The sequence below is a fragment of the Mycobacteriales bacterium genome (genome assembly GCA_035995165.1).
In the GTDB taxonomy this organism is placed as follows: domain Bacteria; phylum Actinomycetota; class Actinomycetes; order Mycobacteriales; family CADCTP01; genus CADCTP01.
Genome location: DASYKU010000146.1, coordinates 17,915 through 36,116 on the forward strand (window position 1 = coordinate 17,915; position 18,202 = coordinate 36,116).

An 18,202-nucleotide genomic window follows, 5' to 3' on the forward strand; every position below is an offset into this window, starting at 1 on the left:
TTCTCAGGACACCCCCGTTCCGACCAGGTTCTGACCGGCCGCCGGCGTCGCCGTCGCGGCCGACTCGAGGTCCAGGATCACCGTCTTCTCCTTCCCACGGGGCCGCCCGTAGGCGGCGCCCAGCAGCAACAGGCCGGCGACCACCGCGATCAGGACGCACTGCCCCAGCGCGAGAACGGCCGCGTAGCCGTACTGTCCGTCCTGCATGTAGTCGTAGATCAACACCGAGAGCGTCTTGGTGTTGCCGTTGGTGAGGATCGCCGCGGCGGAGACCTCGTTGATCGCGAACACGAACGCCAGCAGCGCACCCATGAACAGGCTGGTGCGGATCTGCGGCACCGCCACCGACAGGATCCGCCGCCAGAGCGGGGCACCGGCGACCTCGGCGGCGTTCTCCAGCTCGACCGAGGACTGCAGCACCGCCGTCTGCACGACCCGGGTCACGATCGGCAGCCAGCCCGCGAAGATCGCGATGCCGACGATGTAGATGCTGTTGTAGACCGGGCTGCCGATGTAGGTCCAGATGAGGCCCAGGGCGAGGATCGTGCCGGGCAGCCCGAGTGGCAGGTTGGCCAGGAACTGCACGATCCGCGACAGCGGCCCGACGTGCCGGACGGTCGTGTACGCGACCAGACCGCCGATGACGACCGCCCCGACCATCGACGCTCCCGCGATCTTCAGCGAGTTCGTCACGCACTGCGCGACCGACGGATCCTGGTAGACCGCGCGGAAGTTCGCCGCGGTGAACATGTGCCAGCTCAGGTCGTTGGAGAAGAACGGCACCGCCGAGCGCAGGATCACACCCAGCAGCGGCAGGACCACCGAGATCGTCACGTACACCCAGACGATCGCGGTGCTCGTCGCCCGGGCCCGCCGGCCGGCGTTGCGGGGCCCGTGCCGGACCGCCTTGCCGGTCTGGGTGGCGAAGCGGCCCTGCGTCCGGGTCGCTCGCATGTGGACGATCAGACCGAGGGTCGCCACCACCAGCAGCAGCGTCCCGGCCGCGGCGGCCCCGTTGTAATCCAACGGGAAGCTGGTGGTGAGCGTGAAGATCACGTTCGACAGTACGTAGTGCCGATCGGGGGCGGTGAGGATCGACGGCACCGAGTAGATCTCCGAGGCCAGGACGAAGACCAGCACGAACGCCGACACCAGCGCCGGCGCCAGCAGCGGCAGGGTGACCCGCAGCGCCGTCCGCAGTGGCCGGGCCCCGGCGACCTCGGCCGCCTCGTACACGTCCGCGCCGATCCGGTCGATCGCGTCGGAGGCGAACACGAACGCGTACGGCGTGAAGTACATGCACAGCACGAACACCGCGCCCGGCACGCTGACGATGTTGATCGTGGGCAGGTGGCCCCGGTCGAGCAGGTCGTTCAGCAGCCCCGCGTTCGGCGCGAGCAGACTGACCCAGCCCACCGTGGACACCAGCGGGGAGATGAACAGCGGGGCCATCAGCGCACCCCGCAGCAGCCCGCTCGCGTGCGGCACCGCCCGGTTGAACAGGACGGCGAGCGCGAACCCGATCGCGGTGGTGAGCACCGCGCAGGACAGCGCGACGATCGCCGTGGTCCGCATCGGGATCAGGAACTGCCGGGTGGTGTACACCCGGCGGAGGTTGTCCAGGGTCCAGGCGTTCACCGGTGCTGTCGGCAGGTTCGTCGACAGCGCCGCCTCGATCAGATAGACCGCCGGCACGACGATCCCCACCGCGAGCACGACGAGCAGGGCCAGCCGGGGCAGACGCTCGGTCACCCATCGAACCCGACGACTGCTGACCAACCAGGTACGAGCGTCAGCCACGGCTGCCCTGCTTCCTCTCATCGCGATGTCGTCCTCGCCGCCCGGGGCGCCGTTACGCCGAGCCCATGGTCACGGAGAACTGCTTCTGCAAGGCCGGCAGGTTCGTCGACCAGTCCTGCGTGGTCGGGATGTAGACGGTGCCGATCGGCGCGAACCAGGGCTCGCCGGTCGGCAGCTTCCGGCTGTCGGTCACGCCGGTCATCGCGCACTTGGAGTTGATCGCGGCCGACTGCCGCAGCTCGCAGGTGCTCTTGCTGGTCATGAACGCGTACAGCAGCCGGGCCGCGTTGGGGTGCGGCGCGTTGGTGAGCACGCCGTAGAAGGCGTCCGGGAACTGCGGGGCCGGGTCCGGGTAGACGAAGCCGACCGGGGCGCCCGAGGCGACCAGCGTGATCATCGCGTCGTCGAACTCGCCGAAGACGACCGCCTGCTGGCCCGAGACGATCGCGTCCCGGCCGCCGGCCGTGCCGTCGTAGAGCTTCGGCTCCTGCGCGTGCAGCTTGTCCAGGAAGTCCTTCGAGATCTTACTGCTGCCGTAGAGGGCGGGGATCCCGCCGGCCGAGGTCGTCGGCGTCACCACGGCCAGCTTGCCCTTCCACTTCGGGTCGAAGATGCCGTTCCAGTCCCGCAGCGCCGTGGCCTCGGCCGTAGTGACCAGCTTGGTGTTGAAGGCGACCACGATGGTCTCCGGCTGCGGCGCGTAGACGCCGGGAGCGATGACGAAGTCCTTCGGGTACAGGTCGGCATCGACCGGCTTGATGTTCACGAACGCGCCGGCCTGGGACAGCTGGTCGGTCGTCGTGATGTCCGACCCCTCGAACAGGTCGGTGCTCTTCACGCCGGCCTGGAAGTCCTGCAGCACCTTGGCGCCGCCCGGGGCGCCCGCGGTGCGGGTCAGGACCACCTTGACCTTCGGGTACTGCGCGTTGAACGCCTTGATCAGAGCCTGCTCGCTGGCCAGCGGTGCGGCGTAGGTCAGGTTGACCGAGCCTTCCTTCTCGGCCGCGCTCACCAGGTCCGGTGTGACCTGCAGGACGGCACCGTCGCCCGACGAGGCGGCCGGGCTGGGGTTGCTGTTGCCGGAGGTTCGGCTGCACGAGGCGAGCGAGACGCTCACCGCTGCCGCCACGACAAGGACGAATGTTGCTCTGGCGCGGGGGATCACTACGGCCTCCTACACGAATTCCGCGGTACGCGGACGGCGCCGGACAGGACCGGTCGCCGATCAGATTTCAAGGGTTTGTTCGCGGGCCAGGACGGTGCCCTTGCGGCCGTCCTCGGCCAGCAGCGTGACGAACCGCTCCGGGTCCTCCTGGCGCCAGTGCATCGGCACGACGAGCGCGGCATCGAGCAGCCGGGCCGCGATCACCGCGTCCTCCGGCTCCATGACCATCTTCCCGTCGATCGGCAGCATGGCCACGTCGATGGGGGCGAACAGGGCCATGTCGCCGAACAGAGCGGTGTCACCGGCGTGGTAGAAGCGTTTTCCGTGCACGTCGACGACGAACCCGCACGGAGCACCGAGCTCGACCCGCCAGGTCTCCCCCACCGCGAGCGGTGAGTCGTGGATCGCCTGGACGCACTTGATGCTGCCCCAGTCGAACTTGAGCCGGCCGCCGAGGTGCAGCCGCGTCACGGTCGCGCCCTCGCCGAGGTAGTGCCGCCCGGCGGACGGGGTCGTGATGATGTCCGCCCCGAACCGCTTGGACAGCGCGATCGCGTCGCCGACGTGATCGGTGTGGTTGTGGGTCACCAGGATGTGGGTCGGGTTCAGCCCGTCGGGAATCGTGCCGATCTCGGGGTTGCCGGTCAGCCACGGGTCGATGAGCAGCGACGTGTCGTCGAAGTTGATGGAGAAGCAGGCGTGCCCGTGGAACTTCAGGCTGGTCATGTCGAGGCCTCTCTCGGGTCAGTTCACGGCGGTGTGGTCGTGACTCGTCTCGATCCCCAAGCGGCCCTCCAGTTCCCGGCGGAGGGCGGTGAGGAAGTCGCCGACGTCGGCGACGACCGCGATGTCGGCGACGTCGTGCACGGCGGCGTACGGGTTCCGGTTGACGGCGATCACCGAGCAGCCGCCCCAGATCCCGCTCATGTGCTGGTTGGCCCCGGACAGGCCGAGCGCCAGGTAGGTGCGCGGCGCGACCTTCAGCCCGGTGTCGCCGAGCTTGCGGTCGGCCGCCGCGATCTTCCACTCGATCGCCTGGCGGGTCGCCGCGACCTGGGCACCGAGCAGGTCGGCGACCGCTTCGTACGATCCCGGGGTCAGTCCGGTGCAGCCGCGGCCGATCCCGACCAGCAGGTCGGCCTCCGCGATCGCGGGCGGTCCGACCGGCCCTCCGGTCAGCCACCGGTCGTACGAGGACGGCTGGTGCGGCCGGGTCTCCGGCTGACCCGGCGTCGCGGACCCGGCCGGGAGCGCGGTCGCGGCCGAGCGGATCTCGGGCGCGATGGTGACCACGGCCGGCCCGGGTGGCAGCTCGTAGTCGTCGAGCACGTGGGTGGTCGCCCGGCGCCGGGTGAACCGCAGCGCACCGGGATCGCCGGCGACCGCGAGACAATCGGTCAGCAGGCCGGCGCCGAGCTCCCAGGCCAGCGCCGGCGCGACGGCTGACCCGGCGGCGTCGCCGTAGACGAACACCACGCCGGCCCCGGCCGCCCGCACCTGCGCGGCCACGGCTCGGACGTACGCGGCCGACGGGAGCGGGTCGCCAGCCGGCCGGGAGAGCAGCATGACCCCGGCCGGTGCCGCGGTGCGACCGGGAGCGACGACCTCCAGTGCGGCGCCCCCGAGCGACGGCGCCAGTGCGGCCGCCGCGCGGACCGCTCGGTCCACATTGGACTCCGGAAAGACGATCATCGTGAAGCGCTGCATCCCGTCCACTCCTATCGACCCCCGTAGTGGCGCAGCAGTCGCTCGGCGACCTCGGCCGCGGCCTGCTCCAGCTCGCCGGGTCCGAACCGGATCCGGTCGGTCTCCGTGCTCTCGACCCGGGTGCCGACGAGTACCGGCTCCGGCGGCATCGGCGGCCCTGCCGCCGGGGCCGGTGTCACGACCGCGACGTCGGTGGCGAACGCGGCCGCGGTGGCGTGGATCGACGGCACCGACGGCCGGTTGGTCAGACAGCGCGCGACGGACACCACGCCGCCCGCCTCGATCCGAGCCTGGTCGTGACGGCCACCGCCGTCCCAGTGGGCGGTGAACCCGTCGCCGGCAGCCTCCACTGTGGACACCCCCGCGACGCAGGGCACGTCGAGCCGGCAGGCGAGCAGGCCCGGCACCTGCCCGGTCTCCCACTGCGAGCCGCGCAGGCCGGTGAGGACCATCGTCGGCGGTCCCTCCGAGTGCACCAGGTCGGCGAGCAGACCCGCCACCACCGCCGGGGTCCCCGGCTCGGCATCGATCCGCAGCGCCCGGCCGCACCCCAGTGCCAGCGCGGCCCGCAAGCCCGCCTCGGCCCGAGCGTCGCCGACCGTGACGGCCGCGGCCTGATCGCCGAGCGCTCCGGCCAGCGCCACGGCCACGGCGACCGCGACCTCGTCATGGCGGCCCAGCCGTGCCACCGGCACCCGCGGCGTGCCCCGGCCCGCGGGCCGGGTGCCCCGCGCGGCCAGCGTCGCGGCCGGGATCCCGGCCGTCACGCACACCCACACCGTCATCGCGTCTCCTCCTTGCCCAGGACGGCCTCGGCAGCGCCGTGCACGGCCGCCACCGCGGCCGACGCGGCGGCGCCCAGCAGCGACGCCTCGCTCCCGATCGGGAGCCAGCGCACTCCCTTGCCGAGCCACTCCAGTGCCGCCGGGGCGCCCCCGACGAGCAGTCCGGGGATCACGCCGTGCGCGGCACAGCGCTCGATGAGCAGGTCGACGTACTTGGTCACCTCGGGTGCGCCGACGCGTCCGGGCAGCCCCACGTCGTGGCTGAGGTCGTTGCGCCCCACCACCGCCACGTCCAGCCCCGGTACGGACAGGATCTCGTCGATCCGATCGAACGCGGCCGCCGTCTCGAGCTGGACCGCGACGATGATCTCCTGGTTGGCCCAGGCCAGGTAGTCCGCATCGATCGGGGTGTAGTCGGTGTGCGGGCCGCTGGTGGAGACGCCGCGGGAGCCGGCCGGGGTGTACTTCGCCGCCGCCACCGCCCGTTCGACGTCGGCACCGCACTCGACGTCGGGGATCAGCACGCCCAGCGCGCCCAGGTCGAGCAGCCGGCCGATCGGGAAGTCCTTGGCCGGCGGCCGGACGATCGCGGTCACCCCGGCGGCCCGGGCCGCGGCGAGCTGCCGCGCGACCGTCTCGACGGAGAAGGACGAGTGCTCCATGTCGAGGTAGAGGAAGTCGAAGCCGGCGCCCGCGAGCACCCGGATCGCCTCCGGGCTGCCGATCGAGACGACCCAGCTGCCGACGGCGTACCCGCGGCCCGCCAGCGCCTCCCGGGCCGACGTCCGGCCGGGCGTCGCGCTCATGCCGGCACCCCCGCGGCGGCCGGGACGCGGACGCTCGCGGTCCCCGCCATGGTCCGCTCCCCCGCCGAGTTCTCGACCCAGACCTCGCAGTCGACCTCGTCCCGACCGTCCTCGCGCCGGGTCCCGGTGACCTGGCCGCGGCACACCAGCTCGTCCCCGACGAAGTCCATCGTGGACAGCCGTACGGAGATGCGGCTGACCGCTCCGGGCTCGCCACCGGCCCAGTCCACGAGCATCCGCACCAGCAGCGCCAGCTTGTACGGTCCGTGCACGACGATGTCGGGCAGGCCGGCCACCCCGGTCGCGAACGCGTGGTCGTAGTGGATCGGGGTGAAGTCCCCGGACGCCCCGGCCCAGCGCACCAGCGACTCCGGGGTCGGGGTCACGCGCAGCTCCGGCACCGCGTCGCCGGGGCGCACCTGGTCATGACTCAGCGGCATCCGAACCGTCCCGTCCTCGCGGCCGGCGTCGGCCGGACCTGGTGGAAACCCATCGCTAGTACCTGATCCGGGTCAGCCGGAACACGGCGACGGTGTCCCCGCCGGCGTCGGTGAACGTCGTCTCGTAGTCCAGGAACACCATCGTTCCGAGCCGGCCCTGCTTCTCGACGATGCTGGTGACCCGCATCTGGGCGACGACCGTCTCGCCCACCCGCAGCGGCCGGACGAACTCCCACCCCAGCGAGCCGACCAGGCCGGTGGGATGCGGGACCTCGAGCGGCGGGTCCGGCCGCTCCAGGTCGGGGATGTTCTGGCCCAGCAGGGTCGGCGGGGCCCACTCGGCCGGACCGCCGGCGCCGTAGCGCGGGTTGGGGTCGCCGGTGGCCTCGGCGAACCGCCGCGCCCCCCAGGCGTCCACCCGGAACGGTGCGCTCGGCCGGCCGGCCCGGCCGACGAACGCCCGTACCTCGTCGGTGAGGTACGTCCCCGGCGGCGCGGCCACGTCCTGATCGGTCATGCGGTCACCTCTTTCACAAGTCGTCGGGTCATCCGGTCCGCCGCAGCAGGCCGCCGAGCACGGCGTCGGTGTGCTCGCCCAGGACGGGCGCCGGGCGCGGATCGAACGCGCGGCGGCCGTCCAGCACGATCGGCAGGTCGGGCAGCCGGAGCGGGCCGTAGCCGCCGCGGTCGTGCTCGACCAGCACGTGCCGGTCGGCCAGGTGCCCGTCGCCGGCGACGTCCGCGGCGTTCGACACCCGGGCCGCCCCGACCCCGCGGGCCTGCAGGACGGTCATGGCCTCGTCCGGATCCCGCTCCCGCAGCCACGTCGCCAGCGCGGCGCGGACGGTGTCGGGGTCCGCCTCGGCGACCTCCAGGACGGCCGCCAGCGCCGCGATCTCGTCCGGTCCGGACGCGTCGACCGCGAGCCAGCGGTCCTCGCCGGCGCAGCGCAGGACTCCCCGCACTCCCGGCCGTCCCGGCGCAGCCGCACCGAGCCCGTGCCGGACCAGCTCGACCGCGACGGTCGGCACCTGGCACTCCAGCATCGAGACGTCGACGTACTGGCCGCGGCCGGTACGTCCGCGCTGCACCAGCGCGGCGATGATCGCCAGCGCCTCGTGCACGCCGGAGAGCTGGTCGGTCAGCTGGCCACCCCCGGACAGCGGCTCCCCCGCGGCGTCGGTCGCACCCATGACCGTGTTCCAGCCCGCCCGGGCCATCAGCTGCGGGCCGTAGGTCACGTAGTCGCGGTGCGGGCCGGTCGCGCCGAGACCGGTCTGGGACAGGTAGACCAGGTGCGGATGCCGGGCCAGGATCTCCGCCGGGTCGATGCCGAGCTTGCGGGCGGCCGAGCGCGAGTAGTTCTCGACCAGCACGTCGGCGCCGGCCAGCAGCTCGTCCAGCAGCGCCCGCCCCGGCGGCGTCGCCACCTCCAGCACGACGGAGTCCTTGGCGGCGTTGAGCCCGTGGTAGTAGCCGGACGCCTCCGGACCGGTGTGCCCGGTCGGGTACGGACCCGACGTCCGGGTCAGGTCGGGGTGGGTCCGGGACTCGATCTTGATGACCTCGGCGCCGAGCTGGCCCAGCACCTGGGTGGCCAGCGGGCCGCCGATGACGGTGGAGAGGTCGATGACCCGGACCGGCCGCAGCGGGCCGGCCGCGCCGTGCCCGTGCCCGGCGAGGCGCGCGGGCCGGGAAGTCCCGGCCGGCTCGGCCGAGACGGACTCGATGCTGGCGCGTTCCGGTCGCAGCACCTCCGGCGTCGGCATCGACTCCAGCCGGAACCCCGGGCCCGGCACCGGGATCGGGCCGTGCGGCCCGGCGACGCTGCGGAACCAGTCCCGCGCGGCGAGCTGGCGGTCGGCGAGCAGGTCGGCCATCGTCTGCTCCGGGAAACAGACGATCCGCTCGGCCTGCAGCAGGTCGGTCACCTCGAGCTTGGAGCGCGCGGCGAACCAGTCGGACATCAGCGGCTTCAGCGCGTCCCAGAACATCGCCCGGGACTCACCGGTGGCGAACAGCTCGTTGTCCGCCCAGTCGGGCGTGCCCATCACCCGGACGAGCCGGCGCCACTGCTCGTCGTTGGCGCAGTGGATGTTCACGAAACCGTCGGAGCACCGCAGGAATCCGGTCGGCGCCCGCAACACGAGGCCCTGCGCAGAGCGGCTCGGGATCACGCGGGCGTACGTCCACTGCGCGACGTTGAGCCGGCCGAAGGCGACCATCGCGTCGAGCATCGCGACGTCGGCGACGTGCACGGCGCCGTCGTCGCGGGCCAGCGTCCAGCCGCAGATACCGGCGAGGGCCGCGAGCGCTCCGCCGACCAGCTCGGCGTCCAGCCCGCCGCTGGAGCGCGGCGGGGTGGCGTCGAGGTCCGCGACGCTGTTCGGGGTCCCGTACGCGAAGCCGCTGAGGCACGCGACCATCAGCTCGGTGTCGCCGCGGAAGAACCGGTACGCCCCGGTCAGCCCGAACGGCGTGAGGTCGACGACCGCAGCCGTCCCGCCACCGGCCAGCCGCGCCGGTGAGCCGCCGACCTGCTCCCAGTCGGCCGCGGTGAGGCTGGTCAGCACCACGTCCCGGCCGGCGCCGAGCCGTTCGGCCAGCGTGACCCCGGCCGCGAGGTCCTGCTGCGGCACCACCCGCTTGCCGCCGTCCAGGTAGTCCCCGGCCAGCGCGGCCACGGCCGGGTCACCGTCCACGACGGACTGTCCGATGGGGATCTTGACCACGTCGGCGCCGCAGTCGGCCAGCAGCCGGCCGGCGTACGCGAGCCCGGCGCCGGCGCCGACCTCCAGCACCCGCAGACCCCCGAGCGGGGCGGTGTCCGCGCTCATGCCGACCCGAACAGCGCCAGCTCGGGCACCGTACGCAGGTCGTTGTCGGGCAGCTCGAACGGCGGTAGGTAGCCCAGCTCGGCGATCTCGGCCCGGCAGCCGTCCGCGGTCCCGTAGCGCTGCCCCAGCACGAGGGACTTGCGGTAGTAGAGCTGGACGTCGTTGATGTTCATGAAGCCGTAGCCGCCGTAGATGTGGCCGCCCGTGTGACCGGCCAGGTAGCTGGTGTCCGACGCGGCGCAGCGGGCGATCGCGAGCTCGCGGTCGTACGCGGCGCCCGCGGCCATCAGCCAGGCCGCCTGGTCCAGCAGCACCTGGGCCCGCTCGACCTCGGCGTAGAGGTCGACGAGCTGGTGCTGGATGACCTGGAAGCCGCCGATGGACCGGCCGAACTGGCGCCGGGCGTGGGCGTGCCCGAGGCAGAGGTCCAGCAGCTTGCGGCTCATCCCCACCAGCCCGGCGGTGGCACCGAGCCGGCTCAGGTCGGTCATCCGCCGCAGCAGCGGCTCGACCGCGGGACCCGGCGCGAGGCTGTCCGCGGCCGTGACGAGCACGTCGTCGAACACCACCTGCGCCAGCGGCTCGCCGCCGGTGCTGAGCAGCCGGGTCGCCCGCAGGCCGGGCGCGTCCGCCGGGACCAGGTGCAGGCTCAGCGCCGGGGCCGCGCCGTCGGACCCGTTCTCGGACCGGGCCAGCACGGCCAGCGCGTCGGCGCCCGAGCCGTACTGGACGAAGCGCTTCTCGCCCCGCAACAGCCAGCCGCCCTCGGCCGGGACGGCCCGCATCCGTACCTGCGCCGGCTCGGCGTCGCCGGCGTCGAAGAGGGCGTCGGCGACGAGCAGCCGGCCTGCGACGACGTCCGGCAACCGGGGCGGGCCGGCGCCGACGTCGTCCAGCGCACCGGCCAGCAGGGTGCCGAGCACCGCGGTCGACGCCCACGGCCCGGGCAGCAGCGCCCGGCCGGCCTCGGCGGCGAGCACCGACCACTCGACCGGACCCTTGCCCGCGCCGCCCGCCGCGGAGGCGGCCAGGACGCCGAGCCAGCCGCGCTCGCCCAGGTCGGCGTACTGCGGCCGGGAGAAGCCGGTGTCGTCGGTCTCCATCGCCCGCACGTGTGCGGGCGGGCACACCTCCTCCAGGTAGGCCCGCGCGTAGTCGCGCAGCAGGGTCTGTTCCGGGTCGAGGTCGAAGTTCACCATGTCCTCCGTCTCCGGGTCGGGCGGCTGGTCGGAGGGCTAGGCCCGGGTCCGTGGCAGGCCGAGGCCGCGGTACGCGATGACGTCCCGCTGTACCTCGGACGTCCCTTGGCCGTGCTTGTTGACGCTGTAGAGGTACTGGTGGAGCAGCCGGCCGCTGAGCGGGGCGAGCGGCGAGCCCTCCTCCAGCACGGCGTACTGGCCGAGCACGTCGATGACGAGCTTCGCCGCGTGCTGCCGGTAGTCCTTGCCGATCACGTTGGACAGTGACGGCTCGAAGGTCGGCAGCGCGCCGCTGGCCTGCATCGCGACGACCCGCCAGCACAGCAGCCGCCAGCTCTCGAACTCGACCGCGCACTGGGCGATCCGGCTGCGGACCAGCTCGGAGTCCAGCGGACCGGAGCCGTCCTTGCCGAGCTGCCGGCAGAGGTCGAGGAACTCCTCGAACAGCCGTCGCGCCCGGCCGATGTCGGAGAGGTTCACCCGCTCGAACGAGAGCGTCGCCGTCGCCAGCGTCCAGCCCTCCCCTTCGGCGCCGACGATGCTGTCGGCCGGGACCCGGACGTCGTCGAAGAACACCTCGTTCTGCGGGTACGTGTGGGTGAAGTTGTGCAGCGGCCGGACCGTGATCCCGGGCGTCGACATCGGGATCAGGAACATGCTCAGCCCCTGGTGCTTGCGCGGGGCGTTCGGATCGGTACGGGCCAGCAGGTAGATGTAGTCGGCCCAGGCGGCCCGGCTGGTGAAGACCTTCTGGCCGTTGATGACGTACTCGTCGCCGTCGCGCAGCGCGCTCGTACGGACCGAGGCGAGGTCGGAGCCGGCGTTGGGCTCGCTGAATCCCTGACACCAGACGACCTCGCCGCGGGCGATCGGCAGCAGGTAGCGCTGCTTCTGCTCCTCGGTGCCGAAGCGCATGATCGCGGGTCCGGCGATCGTCCGACCTGTCGTGTCGGCCGGCGGCACCCCGTAGTAGCCGAGTTCCTCGGCCAGGATGGCCTGCTCGACGGCGCTGGCACCGCCGCCGCCGTACTCGACCGGCCAGCCGAAGACCAGCCAGCCCTTCTCCGACAGCTGTTCCATGAACCGGCGGGCCGCGGCGAAGTACTCCTCGTCGTCCCGGCCCTCGTCGGAGCCGAGCCCGAACTCGGCCGGCAGCGACGCCCGGAGGAAGGCGGACACGCGGCCCCGGAAGGCTTCCTGCTCGGCGGTGAAACCCAGATCCATACCGGTGACGACCCTCTCGTGAGCGCACGAAAAGAAACCCGTGGGAATGGGAACTGCTGGGAGGGAACTGGTGCGGTGTCGGTTTAGGTGGGCTTGAACGCGTACATGCGGCGGTCCTCGTCGACCGGCTCGAACACGACCGTGACCCGCTGGTCGAAGTGGACGGTCGCCGGGTCGCAGCCGACGATGTTGGCCAGCATCCGCAGCCGTGAGTCATCCTCGAGCTCGACGACCGCGATGACGTAGGGCAGATGTTCCCTGAACCAGGGGTCACCGGCGTTGTACTGCACCGACCAGGTCCGGACCCGTCCGGCGCCGGAGACCGGATCCCAGCTGTGCTCGGGACTGCCGCAGTGCGGGCAGCGGGCCTGCGGGTAGAAGCGCAGCCGCCGGCAGGCCGCGCACCGCTGGAACGCCAGCACGCCCTGGTCCACGAGGTCCCAGAACGGCGCGGTGTCGGCGTCGACCGGCCTCATCGGCCGGATCGGGATCTCCGTCCGCGCCGCGCCGGTCATGTTCGCTCCAGGATCATTGCGCCGCCCATGTGGCCGCCCTGCCCGGTGACGAGGGCGAGATGCGCCCCCTCGACCTGGCGGTCCCCGGCCGTGCCCTGCAACTGGCTGACCGCCTCACAGACATGCCCCAGCCCTTGCAGGTAGGCCTCGGACAGCAGCCCGCCATGGGTGTTCGTCGGGATCTCGGCCCCCAGCCGCAGCGAGCCGGCCGCCGCGAAGGGGCCGCCCTCGCCGCGTTTGCAGAAGCCGTAGTCCTCGACCTGGGCCATCAGCGAGAACGTGAAGCAGTCGTAGATTTCGGCCACGTCGATGTCGGCCGGGGTGATGCCGGCTCGCTCGTACAGCTCCGGGGCGAGGTAGTAGCTGTAGAGGCGGGACTCGTCCTCCCAGCCGCTGCCGCCGACCGGGAAGGAGCCGGCGCCGACGGCGCTCGCCCGGATGGAGACCAGCGGCTTGCCGACACCGCGGGCGACGTCCACTGTGGACATCACCACCGCGCAGGCCCCGTCCGTCTCGATGGCGCAGTCGAAGAGGTGGAACGGCGACGCGATCATCCGCGAGGCCTGGTGTTCGGCGACGGTCAGCGACTTGCGCATCACGGCCCGCTCGTTGCGGGCGGCGTGCTCGCGCATTGTGACGGCGACCGCGGCCAGCTGCTCGGAGGTCGTCCCGAACCGCTGCATGTGCGCCTGTGCCTGCAGCGCGAACCCGATGACCGGCGCGCGCGCCCCGACCGGGTCGATGAACTGGCCGCCGGCGCCCTGGACGTCGATGGGCTGGGCCTGCTCGCCGCCGAAGCGGTGCGATCCGGTCCGGCCGTTCATGGCCCGGTAGACGAGCACGTTCTTCGCCGTGCCGGACTCGATCGCCTGGGCTCCGACCATGACGACGGTGTTGGAGGCGTAGCCGCCGCCGTCGTACTCGAGGAAGAACCGCACGGTCGGAAGCCCGAGGGCGGAGGCCATCAGCAGCGGCCCCGGGCCGTCCCGGCGGCCGAAACAGAGCACCGCGTCGATCTCGTGCATCTGCAGGCCGGCATCGGCGACGGCCGCGTACGCGGCATCCATCGCGAGCGTCAGCGGAGTGACGCCCGAGGCACGGCTCTGGGCGGACCAGCCCGCGCCGAGGAGGACCGGGCTCTGTCGGGTCATGGACATTGGCCTCCTTCCATTGCGGTATTGATACTGTATATATTTCGAGTGGTCAACCCCATTCGTAACACGGTCGTGAAGCGCTCGTCATGGTTGGAGACCCCGTGTGACCAGCTCTTTCTCCGGTACGGCCGAGGCTGAGGCCTACCTCCGTGAGTCCCGCCGCTGGGGCCGCTGGGGGCCCTCCGACGAGCGCGGCGCGGCCAACCTGATCACCCCGGCGAAGCGGGCCGCGGCCGCCGCGCTGGTCCGCTCCGGCCGGGCCGTCTCGCTGGCCCGCCCGTTCGACCCGGCCGGCGGCCGGGACACCCTTGCGGTGAGCACGTTCGAGCGCGGGGGTGGCGGCGGTTGCGTCGACGAGCTCGCGCTGCACTGCCACGGCCCGGGCGCGACCCACCTCGATGCGCTCTGCCACGTCTGGGGTGCCGACGGGATGTGGAACGGTCGCGACCCCGCGGCCGAGATAGACGCCACCGGCGTCCGCCACGGCACGCTCGGCGCGTGGCGGGACGGCCTGCTGACCCGCGGCGTGCTGCTCGACCTGCCCCGCCTGCGCGGCGAGCCGTACGTCACCCAGGACCGGCCCGTGCACGGGGCCGAGCTGACCGCCGCGGCCGCTGCCCAGGGCGTCCGGGTCGAGCCCGGGGACGCCCTGCTGATCCACAGTGGACGCGAGGAGTACGAGCGGCAGGTGGGCGTCTGGTCGGCCGACCCGTCCGTACGACCCGGCCTGGAGTCCAGCTGCCTGCGGTACTTCCACGACACCGACTGCGCCGCGCTGCTCTGGGACATGGGTGACGTCCGGCCCAACGAGCACGGGCTGCCGTTCCCCGTCCACGCCGCGGTCTTCGCGTACGGCATGGCCGTCGTCGACGCCGCCCTCCTCGAGCCGCTCGCCCGGGCCTGCCAGGAGGAGGGCCGGTGGGACTTCCTGCTCACGATGAACCCGCTCGACATCGTCGGTGCCACCGGCTGCCTGGTGAACCCGGTCGCCGTCTTCTGACCCCTGGAGGAGCCCATGACAGCCAGCCCGCAGACCCGGCCCACCGCGAGCCCGCGGCCGATCGCCCCGTACGAGCAGGTGTGGTCGCCGACCTGTCTGGCCGGCCGCGTCGCCGTCGTCACCGGCACGTCCGGCGGCGTCGGCGCGGAGGCCGTCCGGGCCCTGGCCGCGGTGGGCGCCCGGGTCTACGCGTTCAGCCGCGGCGACGGACCCGCCGACCTCCCGGCCGGCGTCACCACGCTGCACGCCGACGCCGGCGACGAGACGCAGATCCGCCGCGCGGTCGACGAGGTGGCCGCGCGCGAGGGTCACGTCGACATCGCCGTCGCGAACGCCGCCCGCTACACGACCCGGCGGTTCACCGAGCTCGACACCGGCACCTGGCTGGACGAGATCGGCGTGAACCTCAACGGCCCCTTCTACCTCTTCCGCGCGGTCCTCGACCACCTCGCCGCCGACGGCCGGGATCGCAGCCTGGTCGCGATCGGCTCGACCGCCGGCGAGCGCGGCGGCTCCCTCGGGCACGTCCCGTACGGGGTGGCGAAGTCGGGCCTGCAGGGACTGGCGAAAGGACTGGCGCGGGAGGTCGGCGAGCAGGGGGTCCGGGTCAACGTGCTCGCGCTCGGGACCGTCGCGGGCACGGTCAACGCACAGGAGGCGGTCCGGCTCAAGGGCGCCGACTACGGCCGTGCGAGCGGCCTGCGCCGGCCGGCGCACGTCTCCGAGATCGCCCACGCGATCATCTACCTCTCCTCCCCCGCGGCCTCGTTCGTGACGGGCACGGTCATGCGCATCGACGGCGGCGGGCTCTACGGCTAGCGCCTATCGTCACGGCGTGTCACTGTCCGGCCGGCCGCTCCTACCCCGCGGTCGGTTCGCGGACTGGCTGGAGAGCGGCGTCGTCGCGCTGACCGGGCGGCCGGACGGTCCGCCGCTGGTGCCGCCGGGGCGGGCGGCCTCGGTCGCCCGGGAGCTGGCCGCGGTGCTGGCCCGGGCGGCCGGCATCGACGTGGACGGCGCGGCGCTGCTGGCCGAGCGGGCCGCGTTCACCGGCGGGGTCCGCCGCGGCGTGGTGTCGGTCGGCGGCGCCTGCCGGCTGCTGCCCACGGCGGACGGGTGGGCCGCGGTCTCGTACGCCCGCCCGGACGACCGGCAGCTGCTGGCCGCGCTCATCGGCGCGGACCTCGACGGGGACGTGTGGGAACCGGTCGCCGCGTGGCTGCGGGAGCGGCCCGGGACCGAGCTGGCCGAGCGGGCGGCGCTGCTCGGCCTGCCCGCGAACCCGGTCTCCCCCGGCGCCGGCGACCACCCGGTGCCTGCCGGGACCGTCCGGCCGGCGGCGGGGCTGCGGGTGGTCGACTTCAGCGCGCTCTGGGCCGGCCCGCTCTGCGCCCACCTGCTCGGTCTCGGGGGCGCGGACGTGATCAAGGTGGAGACACCGGACCGCCCGGACGGCGCCCGGGCCGGCCACCCCGGCTTCTACCGGCTGCTGCACGCCGGGCACCGGTCGGTCGTCCTCGATCCTCGTACGCCGCGGGACCGGGCTGCGCTCGCCGCGCTCGTCTCCGGGGCGGACGTCGTCATCGAGGCGTCCCGGCCGCGCGCGCTCGCCGGCTGGGGCCTCGGACCGGCGATGACCACGGCGACCTGGGTTTCGATCACCGCGGCCGGCCGGGCCTCGCCGCGGGTCGGCTTCGGCGACGACGTGGCCGCCGGGGCCGGGCTGGTCGCGGACGACGGCAGCGGGCCGGTGTTCTGCGGCGACGCCCTCGCCGACCCGCTGACCGGACTGGCCGCCGCCGCCCAGGCGCTCACCAGCCCACCCGGCACGCTGCTGGACGTGGCGATGGCCGCCGTCGTCGCCGGAACCCTGGACGGCACGGCATCGACGGTCGCGACCCGGGCAGCGCCCCCGCGGACCCGGACCCCGCCCGGCCCGGCCCCAGAGACCGGCGCCGACACCGACGCCGTGCTCCGGGAGCTGTGACCCCGGTGCTGCTGCAGGACGTGCTGCTCGACGGCACACGGACCGATGTGAGGGTGGAGGCCGGGCGCGTATCCGAGATCGGCCGGCTCGACCGGGAGGCCGGCGAAGAGACCGTCACCGGTCGCGGAGGGATGCTGGCGCCCGGCTTCGTCGATGAACACCTGCACCTGCACGCGCTGGCCGCGGCAGGCGACTCGGTCGACTGTGGGCCGCCGCACGACCGCGCCGGGCTCGCAGCCGCGTTGGCCGCAGCCCCCGGGCCCGGCGGCTGGGTCCGGGGCACGGGCTACGCCGAGTCCGTCGCCGGCGTCCTGGACGCAGCCGGGCTGGACCGCATCCACGCCGCCCGTCCCGTCCGAATCCAGCATCGCAGCGGAGCGCTGTGGATTGTCAACAGCCGCGGAGCAGCAGCTCTGGGGCTGGCCACGGCGGACCACGCGGGCATCGAACGCGACGACGACGGCGTACCGACGGGCCGGCTCTGGCGCGCGGACGCCTGGCTGCGCGGGCGACTGCCGACCACTGCGCCCGATCTGCGCGCGAGCGGCCGTGCCCTCGCCCGTCTCGGCGTCACCTCCGTCACCGACGCCACCCCCGACCTCGACCCGGCCCGGTACGGCGACTTCCTGGTGCTGCCGCAACGGGTCACGCTGCTCGGCGTGCCGCTCGGCCGGCGGGCGCCGGCTCCGCTGCGGACCGGTCCGTACAAGATCGTGCTGGCCGACTCCGGGCTGCCCACGTTCCCTGACCTGGTCGACACGATCCGCGCCGCCCGGTCGGCCGGACGCGCGATCGCCGTCCATTGCGTGACCCGCGAGGCACTGCTGCTCCTGCTCGCCGCGCTGGCCGAGGCGGGGCCGCCGTACCCCGGCGACCGAATCGAGCACGCCGCGGTGGTGCCGGCCGAAACGGTCCCGGAGCTGGCCCGCCGCGGCCTGCGGGTGGTCACCCAGCCCGGCTTCATCGCCGACCGCGGCGACGACTACCGGCGTGAGGTCCCGCCAGCCGAGCACGTGGACCTCTACCGGGCAGCGAGCCTGGTCGGCGCCGGCGTGGACGTCCGCTTGTCCAGCGATGCCCCCTACGGCCCGATCGACCCGGCGGCCGTGCTGGCCGCCGCCACAGAACGCCGCACCAAGGCCGGAGCTGTGCTCGGACCGGCTGAACGCCTCACCCCGAGGGCCGCCCGCTCCGCCTACGAGGGACCTCCACTGCGGTCCGGTTGCCGTGCCGACCTGGCTCTGTACCGCCCTGATGACCCCATCCCGACCGTCTGGATCGCCGGACAACCCGTCACCTGATCCGTGGAGGCACGATCGCCGCACCGCTGCCGGGCCGGCCACGCTCGCGGTCGGCACGCTGCGCGGTTCCGGCCAGGGCGGCATCCGGCCGCAGCCGGCTCGCCGCGCGGTCGACGGCGGCATGCTGAGGGCGTCGTGCGGGCTCCCGGCCCGTTCATTCCGGCGGGAGGTGTTGCTTGACCCAGATCATCGCGTGCACCCGGTCGGTGACGCCGATCCGGCCGAACGCCTTGGTCAGGTGGGCTTTCACGGTCCGTTCGGTGATGTCCAGGCGGCGGGCGA

17 protein-coding genes are annotated in these 18,202 nt (G+C 73.4%); 4 read left to right on the forward strand and 13 right to left on the reverse strand.

Annotation, left to right across the window (positions count from 1 at the left end):
* Positions 1–3 precede the first annotated feature (3 nt).
* The 13 genes from VGP36_24235 to VGP36_24295 form a co-directional block, all read right to left on the reverse strand.
* The gene (locus VGP36_24235; GenBank protein HEV7657822.1) at positions 4–1,752 is read right to left on the reverse strand and encodes an iron ABC transporter permease; all 1,749 of its coding nucleotides are present in this window, start codon (positions 1,750–1,752) and stop codon (positions 4–6) included.
* 100 nt (positions 1,753–1,852) lie between these two features.
* Positions 1,853–2,929 (reverse strand): extracellular solute-binding protein, encoded by a 1,077-nt coding sequence (locus VGP36_24240; GenBank protein ID HEV7657823.1) that lies wholly within the window; start codon positions 2,927–2,929, stop codon positions 1,853–1,855.
* 96 nt (positions 2,930–3,025) lie between these two features.
* Positions 3,026–3,691 (reverse strand): metal-dependent hydrolase, encoded by a 666-nt coding sequence (locus tag VGP36_24245; protein ID HEV7657824.1) that lies wholly within the window; start codon positions 3,689–3,691, stop codon positions 3,026–3,028.
* 18 nt (positions 3,692–3,709) lie between these two features.
* Positions 3,710–4,672, reverse strand: a complete 963-nt coding sequence (locus VGP36_24250) for an FAD-binding protein (GenBank protein ID HEV7657825.1) — start codon at positions 4,670–4,672, stop codon at positions 3,710–3,712.
* 11 nt (positions 4,673–4,683) lie between these two features.
* Entirely contained in the window at positions 4,684–5,457 is a 774-nt protein-coding gene (locus VGP36_24255; GenBank protein HEV7657826.1) for a hypothetical protein, read from the reverse strand.
* On the reverse strand, positions 5,454–6,263 hold the full coding sequence (locus VGP36_24260) for an aldolase/citrate lyase family protein (GenBank protein HEV7657827.1): 810 nt from the start codon (positions 6,261–6,263) through the stop codon (positions 5,454–5,456). The genes VGP36_24255 and VGP36_24260 overlap by 4 nt, the downstream gene beginning before the upstream one ends.
* Positions 6,260–6,703: a MaoC/PaaZ C-terminal domain-containing protein gene (locus VGP36_24265; protein HEV7657828.1), complete on the reverse strand. Its 444-nt coding sequence runs from the start codon at positions 6,701–6,703 to the stop codon at positions 6,260–6,262. The genes VGP36_24260 and VGP36_24265 overlap by 4 nt, the downstream gene beginning before the upstream one ends.
* Before the next feature lie 55 nt (positions 6,704–6,758).
* Positions 6,759–7,220 carry a MaoC family dehydratase N-terminal domain-containing protein gene (locus VGP36_24270; GenBank protein ID HEV7657829.1) on the reverse strand — a complete coding sequence of 154 codons (462 nt, stop codon included), beginning with the start codon at positions 7,218–7,220 and terminating at the stop codon, positions 6,759–6,761.
* Positions 7,221–7,248: 28 nt separating this feature from the next.
* Positions 7,249–9,540: a CoA transferase gene (locus VGP36_24275; GenBank protein ID HEV7657830.1), complete on the reverse strand. Its 2,292-nt coding sequence runs from the start codon at positions 9,538–9,540 to the stop codon at positions 7,249–7,251.
* Complete coding sequence (locus tag VGP36_24280) at positions 9,537–10,739, reverse strand: acyl-CoA dehydrogenase family protein (GenBank protein ID HEV7657831.1); 1,203 nt, start codon at positions 10,737–10,739, stop codon at positions 9,537–9,539. Before VGP36_24280 ends, VGP36_24275 begins: the two co-directional genes overlap by 4 nt.
* Before the next feature lie 36 nt (positions 10,740–10,775).
* Positions 10,776–11,963, reverse strand: coding sequence for an acyl-CoA dehydrogenase family protein (locus VGP36_24285; protein HEV7657832.1), 1,188 nt, complete (start codon positions 11,961–11,963; stop codon positions 10,776–10,778).
* 83 nt (positions 11,964–12,046) lie between these two features.
* Positions 12,047–12,478, reverse strand: a complete 432-nt coding sequence (locus VGP36_24290) for a Zn-ribbon domain-containing OB-fold protein (GenBank protein ID HEV7657833.1) — start codon at positions 12,476–12,478, stop codon at positions 12,047–12,049.
* Positions 12,475–13,629, reverse strand: a complete 1,155-nt coding sequence (locus VGP36_24295; GenBank protein HEV7657834.1) for a hypothetical protein — start codon at positions 13,627–13,629, stop codon at positions 12,475–12,477. Before VGP36_24295 ends, VGP36_24290 begins: the two co-directional genes overlap by 4 nt.
* Before the next feature lie 106 nt (positions 13,630–13,735).
* Here VGP36_24295 and VGP36_24300 point away from each other — a divergent pair, with 106 nt between their 5' ends.
* Genes VGP36_24300 through VGP36_24315 form a run of 4 tightly spaced genes read left to right on the forward strand, consistent with a single transcriptional unit; the run spans position 13,736 to position 17,920 of the window.
* On the forward strand, positions 13,736–14,632 hold the full coding sequence (locus VGP36_24300) for a cyclase family protein (GenBank protein ID HEV7657835.1): 897 nt from the start codon (positions 13,736–13,738) through the stop codon (positions 14,630–14,632).
* 15 nt (positions 14,633–14,647) lie between these two features.
* A complete protein-coding gene (locus tag VGP36_24305) occupies positions 14,648–15,451 on the forward strand; it encodes an SDR family oxidoreductase (protein HEV7657836.1) in 804 nt (267 codons plus the stop codon).
* A gap of 22 nt (positions 15,452–15,473) precedes the next feature.
* Positions 15,474–16,619 (forward strand): CoA transferase, encoded by a 1,146-nt coding sequence (locus VGP36_24310; GenBank protein HEV7657837.1) that lies wholly within the window; start codon positions 15,474–15,476, stop codon positions 16,617–16,619.
* A complete protein-coding gene (locus VGP36_24315; protein ID HEV7657838.1) occupies positions 16,616–17,920 on the forward strand; it encodes an amidohydrolase family protein in 1,305 nt (434 codons plus the stop codon). The genes VGP36_24310 and VGP36_24315 overlap by 4 nt, the downstream gene beginning before the upstream one ends.
* Positions 17,921–18,202 lie beyond the last annotated feature (282 nt).

Excerpts from the sequence above, each read along its gene's own strand:
- VGP36_24250 (HEV7657825.1), bottom strand. The coding sequence starts at position 4,672 with ATGCAGCGCTTCACGATGATCGTCTTTCCGGAGTCCAATGTGGACCGA.
- VGP36_24265 (HEV7657828.1), bottom strand. The coding sequence starts at position 6,703 with ATGCCGCTGAGTCATGACCAGGTGCGCCCCGGCGACGCGGTGCCGGAG.
- VGP36_24280 (HEV7657831.1), bottom strand. The coding sequence starts at position 10,739 with ATGGTGAACTTCGACCTCGACCCGGAACAGACCCTGCTGCGCGACTAC.
- VGP36_24255 (HEV7657826.1), bottom strand. The coding sequence starts at position 5,457 with ATGACGGTGTGGGTGTGCGTGACGGCCGGGATCCCGGCCGCGACGCTG.
- VGP36_24285 (HEV7657832.1), bottom strand. The coding sequence starts at position 11,963 with ATGGATCTGGGTTTCACCGCCGAGCAGGAAGCCTTCCGGGGCCGCGTG.
- VGP36_24295 (HEV7657834.1), bottom strand. The coding sequence starts at position 13,629 with ATGACCCGACAGAGCCCGGTCCTCCTCGGCGCGGGCTGGTCCGCCCAG.
- VGP36_24245 (HEV7657824.1), bottom strand. The coding sequence starts at position 3,691 with ATGACCAGCCTGAAGTTCCACGGGCACGCCTGCTTCTCCATCAACTTC.
- VGP36_24275 (HEV7657830.1), bottom strand. The coding sequence starts at position 9,540 with ATGAGCGCGGACACCGCCCCGCTCGGGGGTCTGCGGGTGCTGGAGGTC.
- VGP36_24290 (HEV7657833.1), bottom strand. The coding sequence starts at position 12,478 with ATGACCGGCGCGGCGCGGACGGAGATCCCGATCCGGCCGATGAGGCCG.
- VGP36_24260 (HEV7657827.1), bottom strand. The coding sequence starts at position 6,263 with ATGAGCGCGACGCCCGGCCGGACGTCGGCCCGGGAGGCGCTGGCGGGC.
- VGP36_24305 (HEV7657836.1), top strand. The coding sequence starts at position 14,648 with ATGACAGCCAGCCCGCAGACCCGGCCCACCGCGAGCCCGCGGCCGATC.
- VGP36_24270 (HEV7657829.1), bottom strand. The coding sequence starts at position 7,220 with ATGACCGATCAGGACGTGGCCGCGCCGCCGGGGACGTACCTCACCGAC.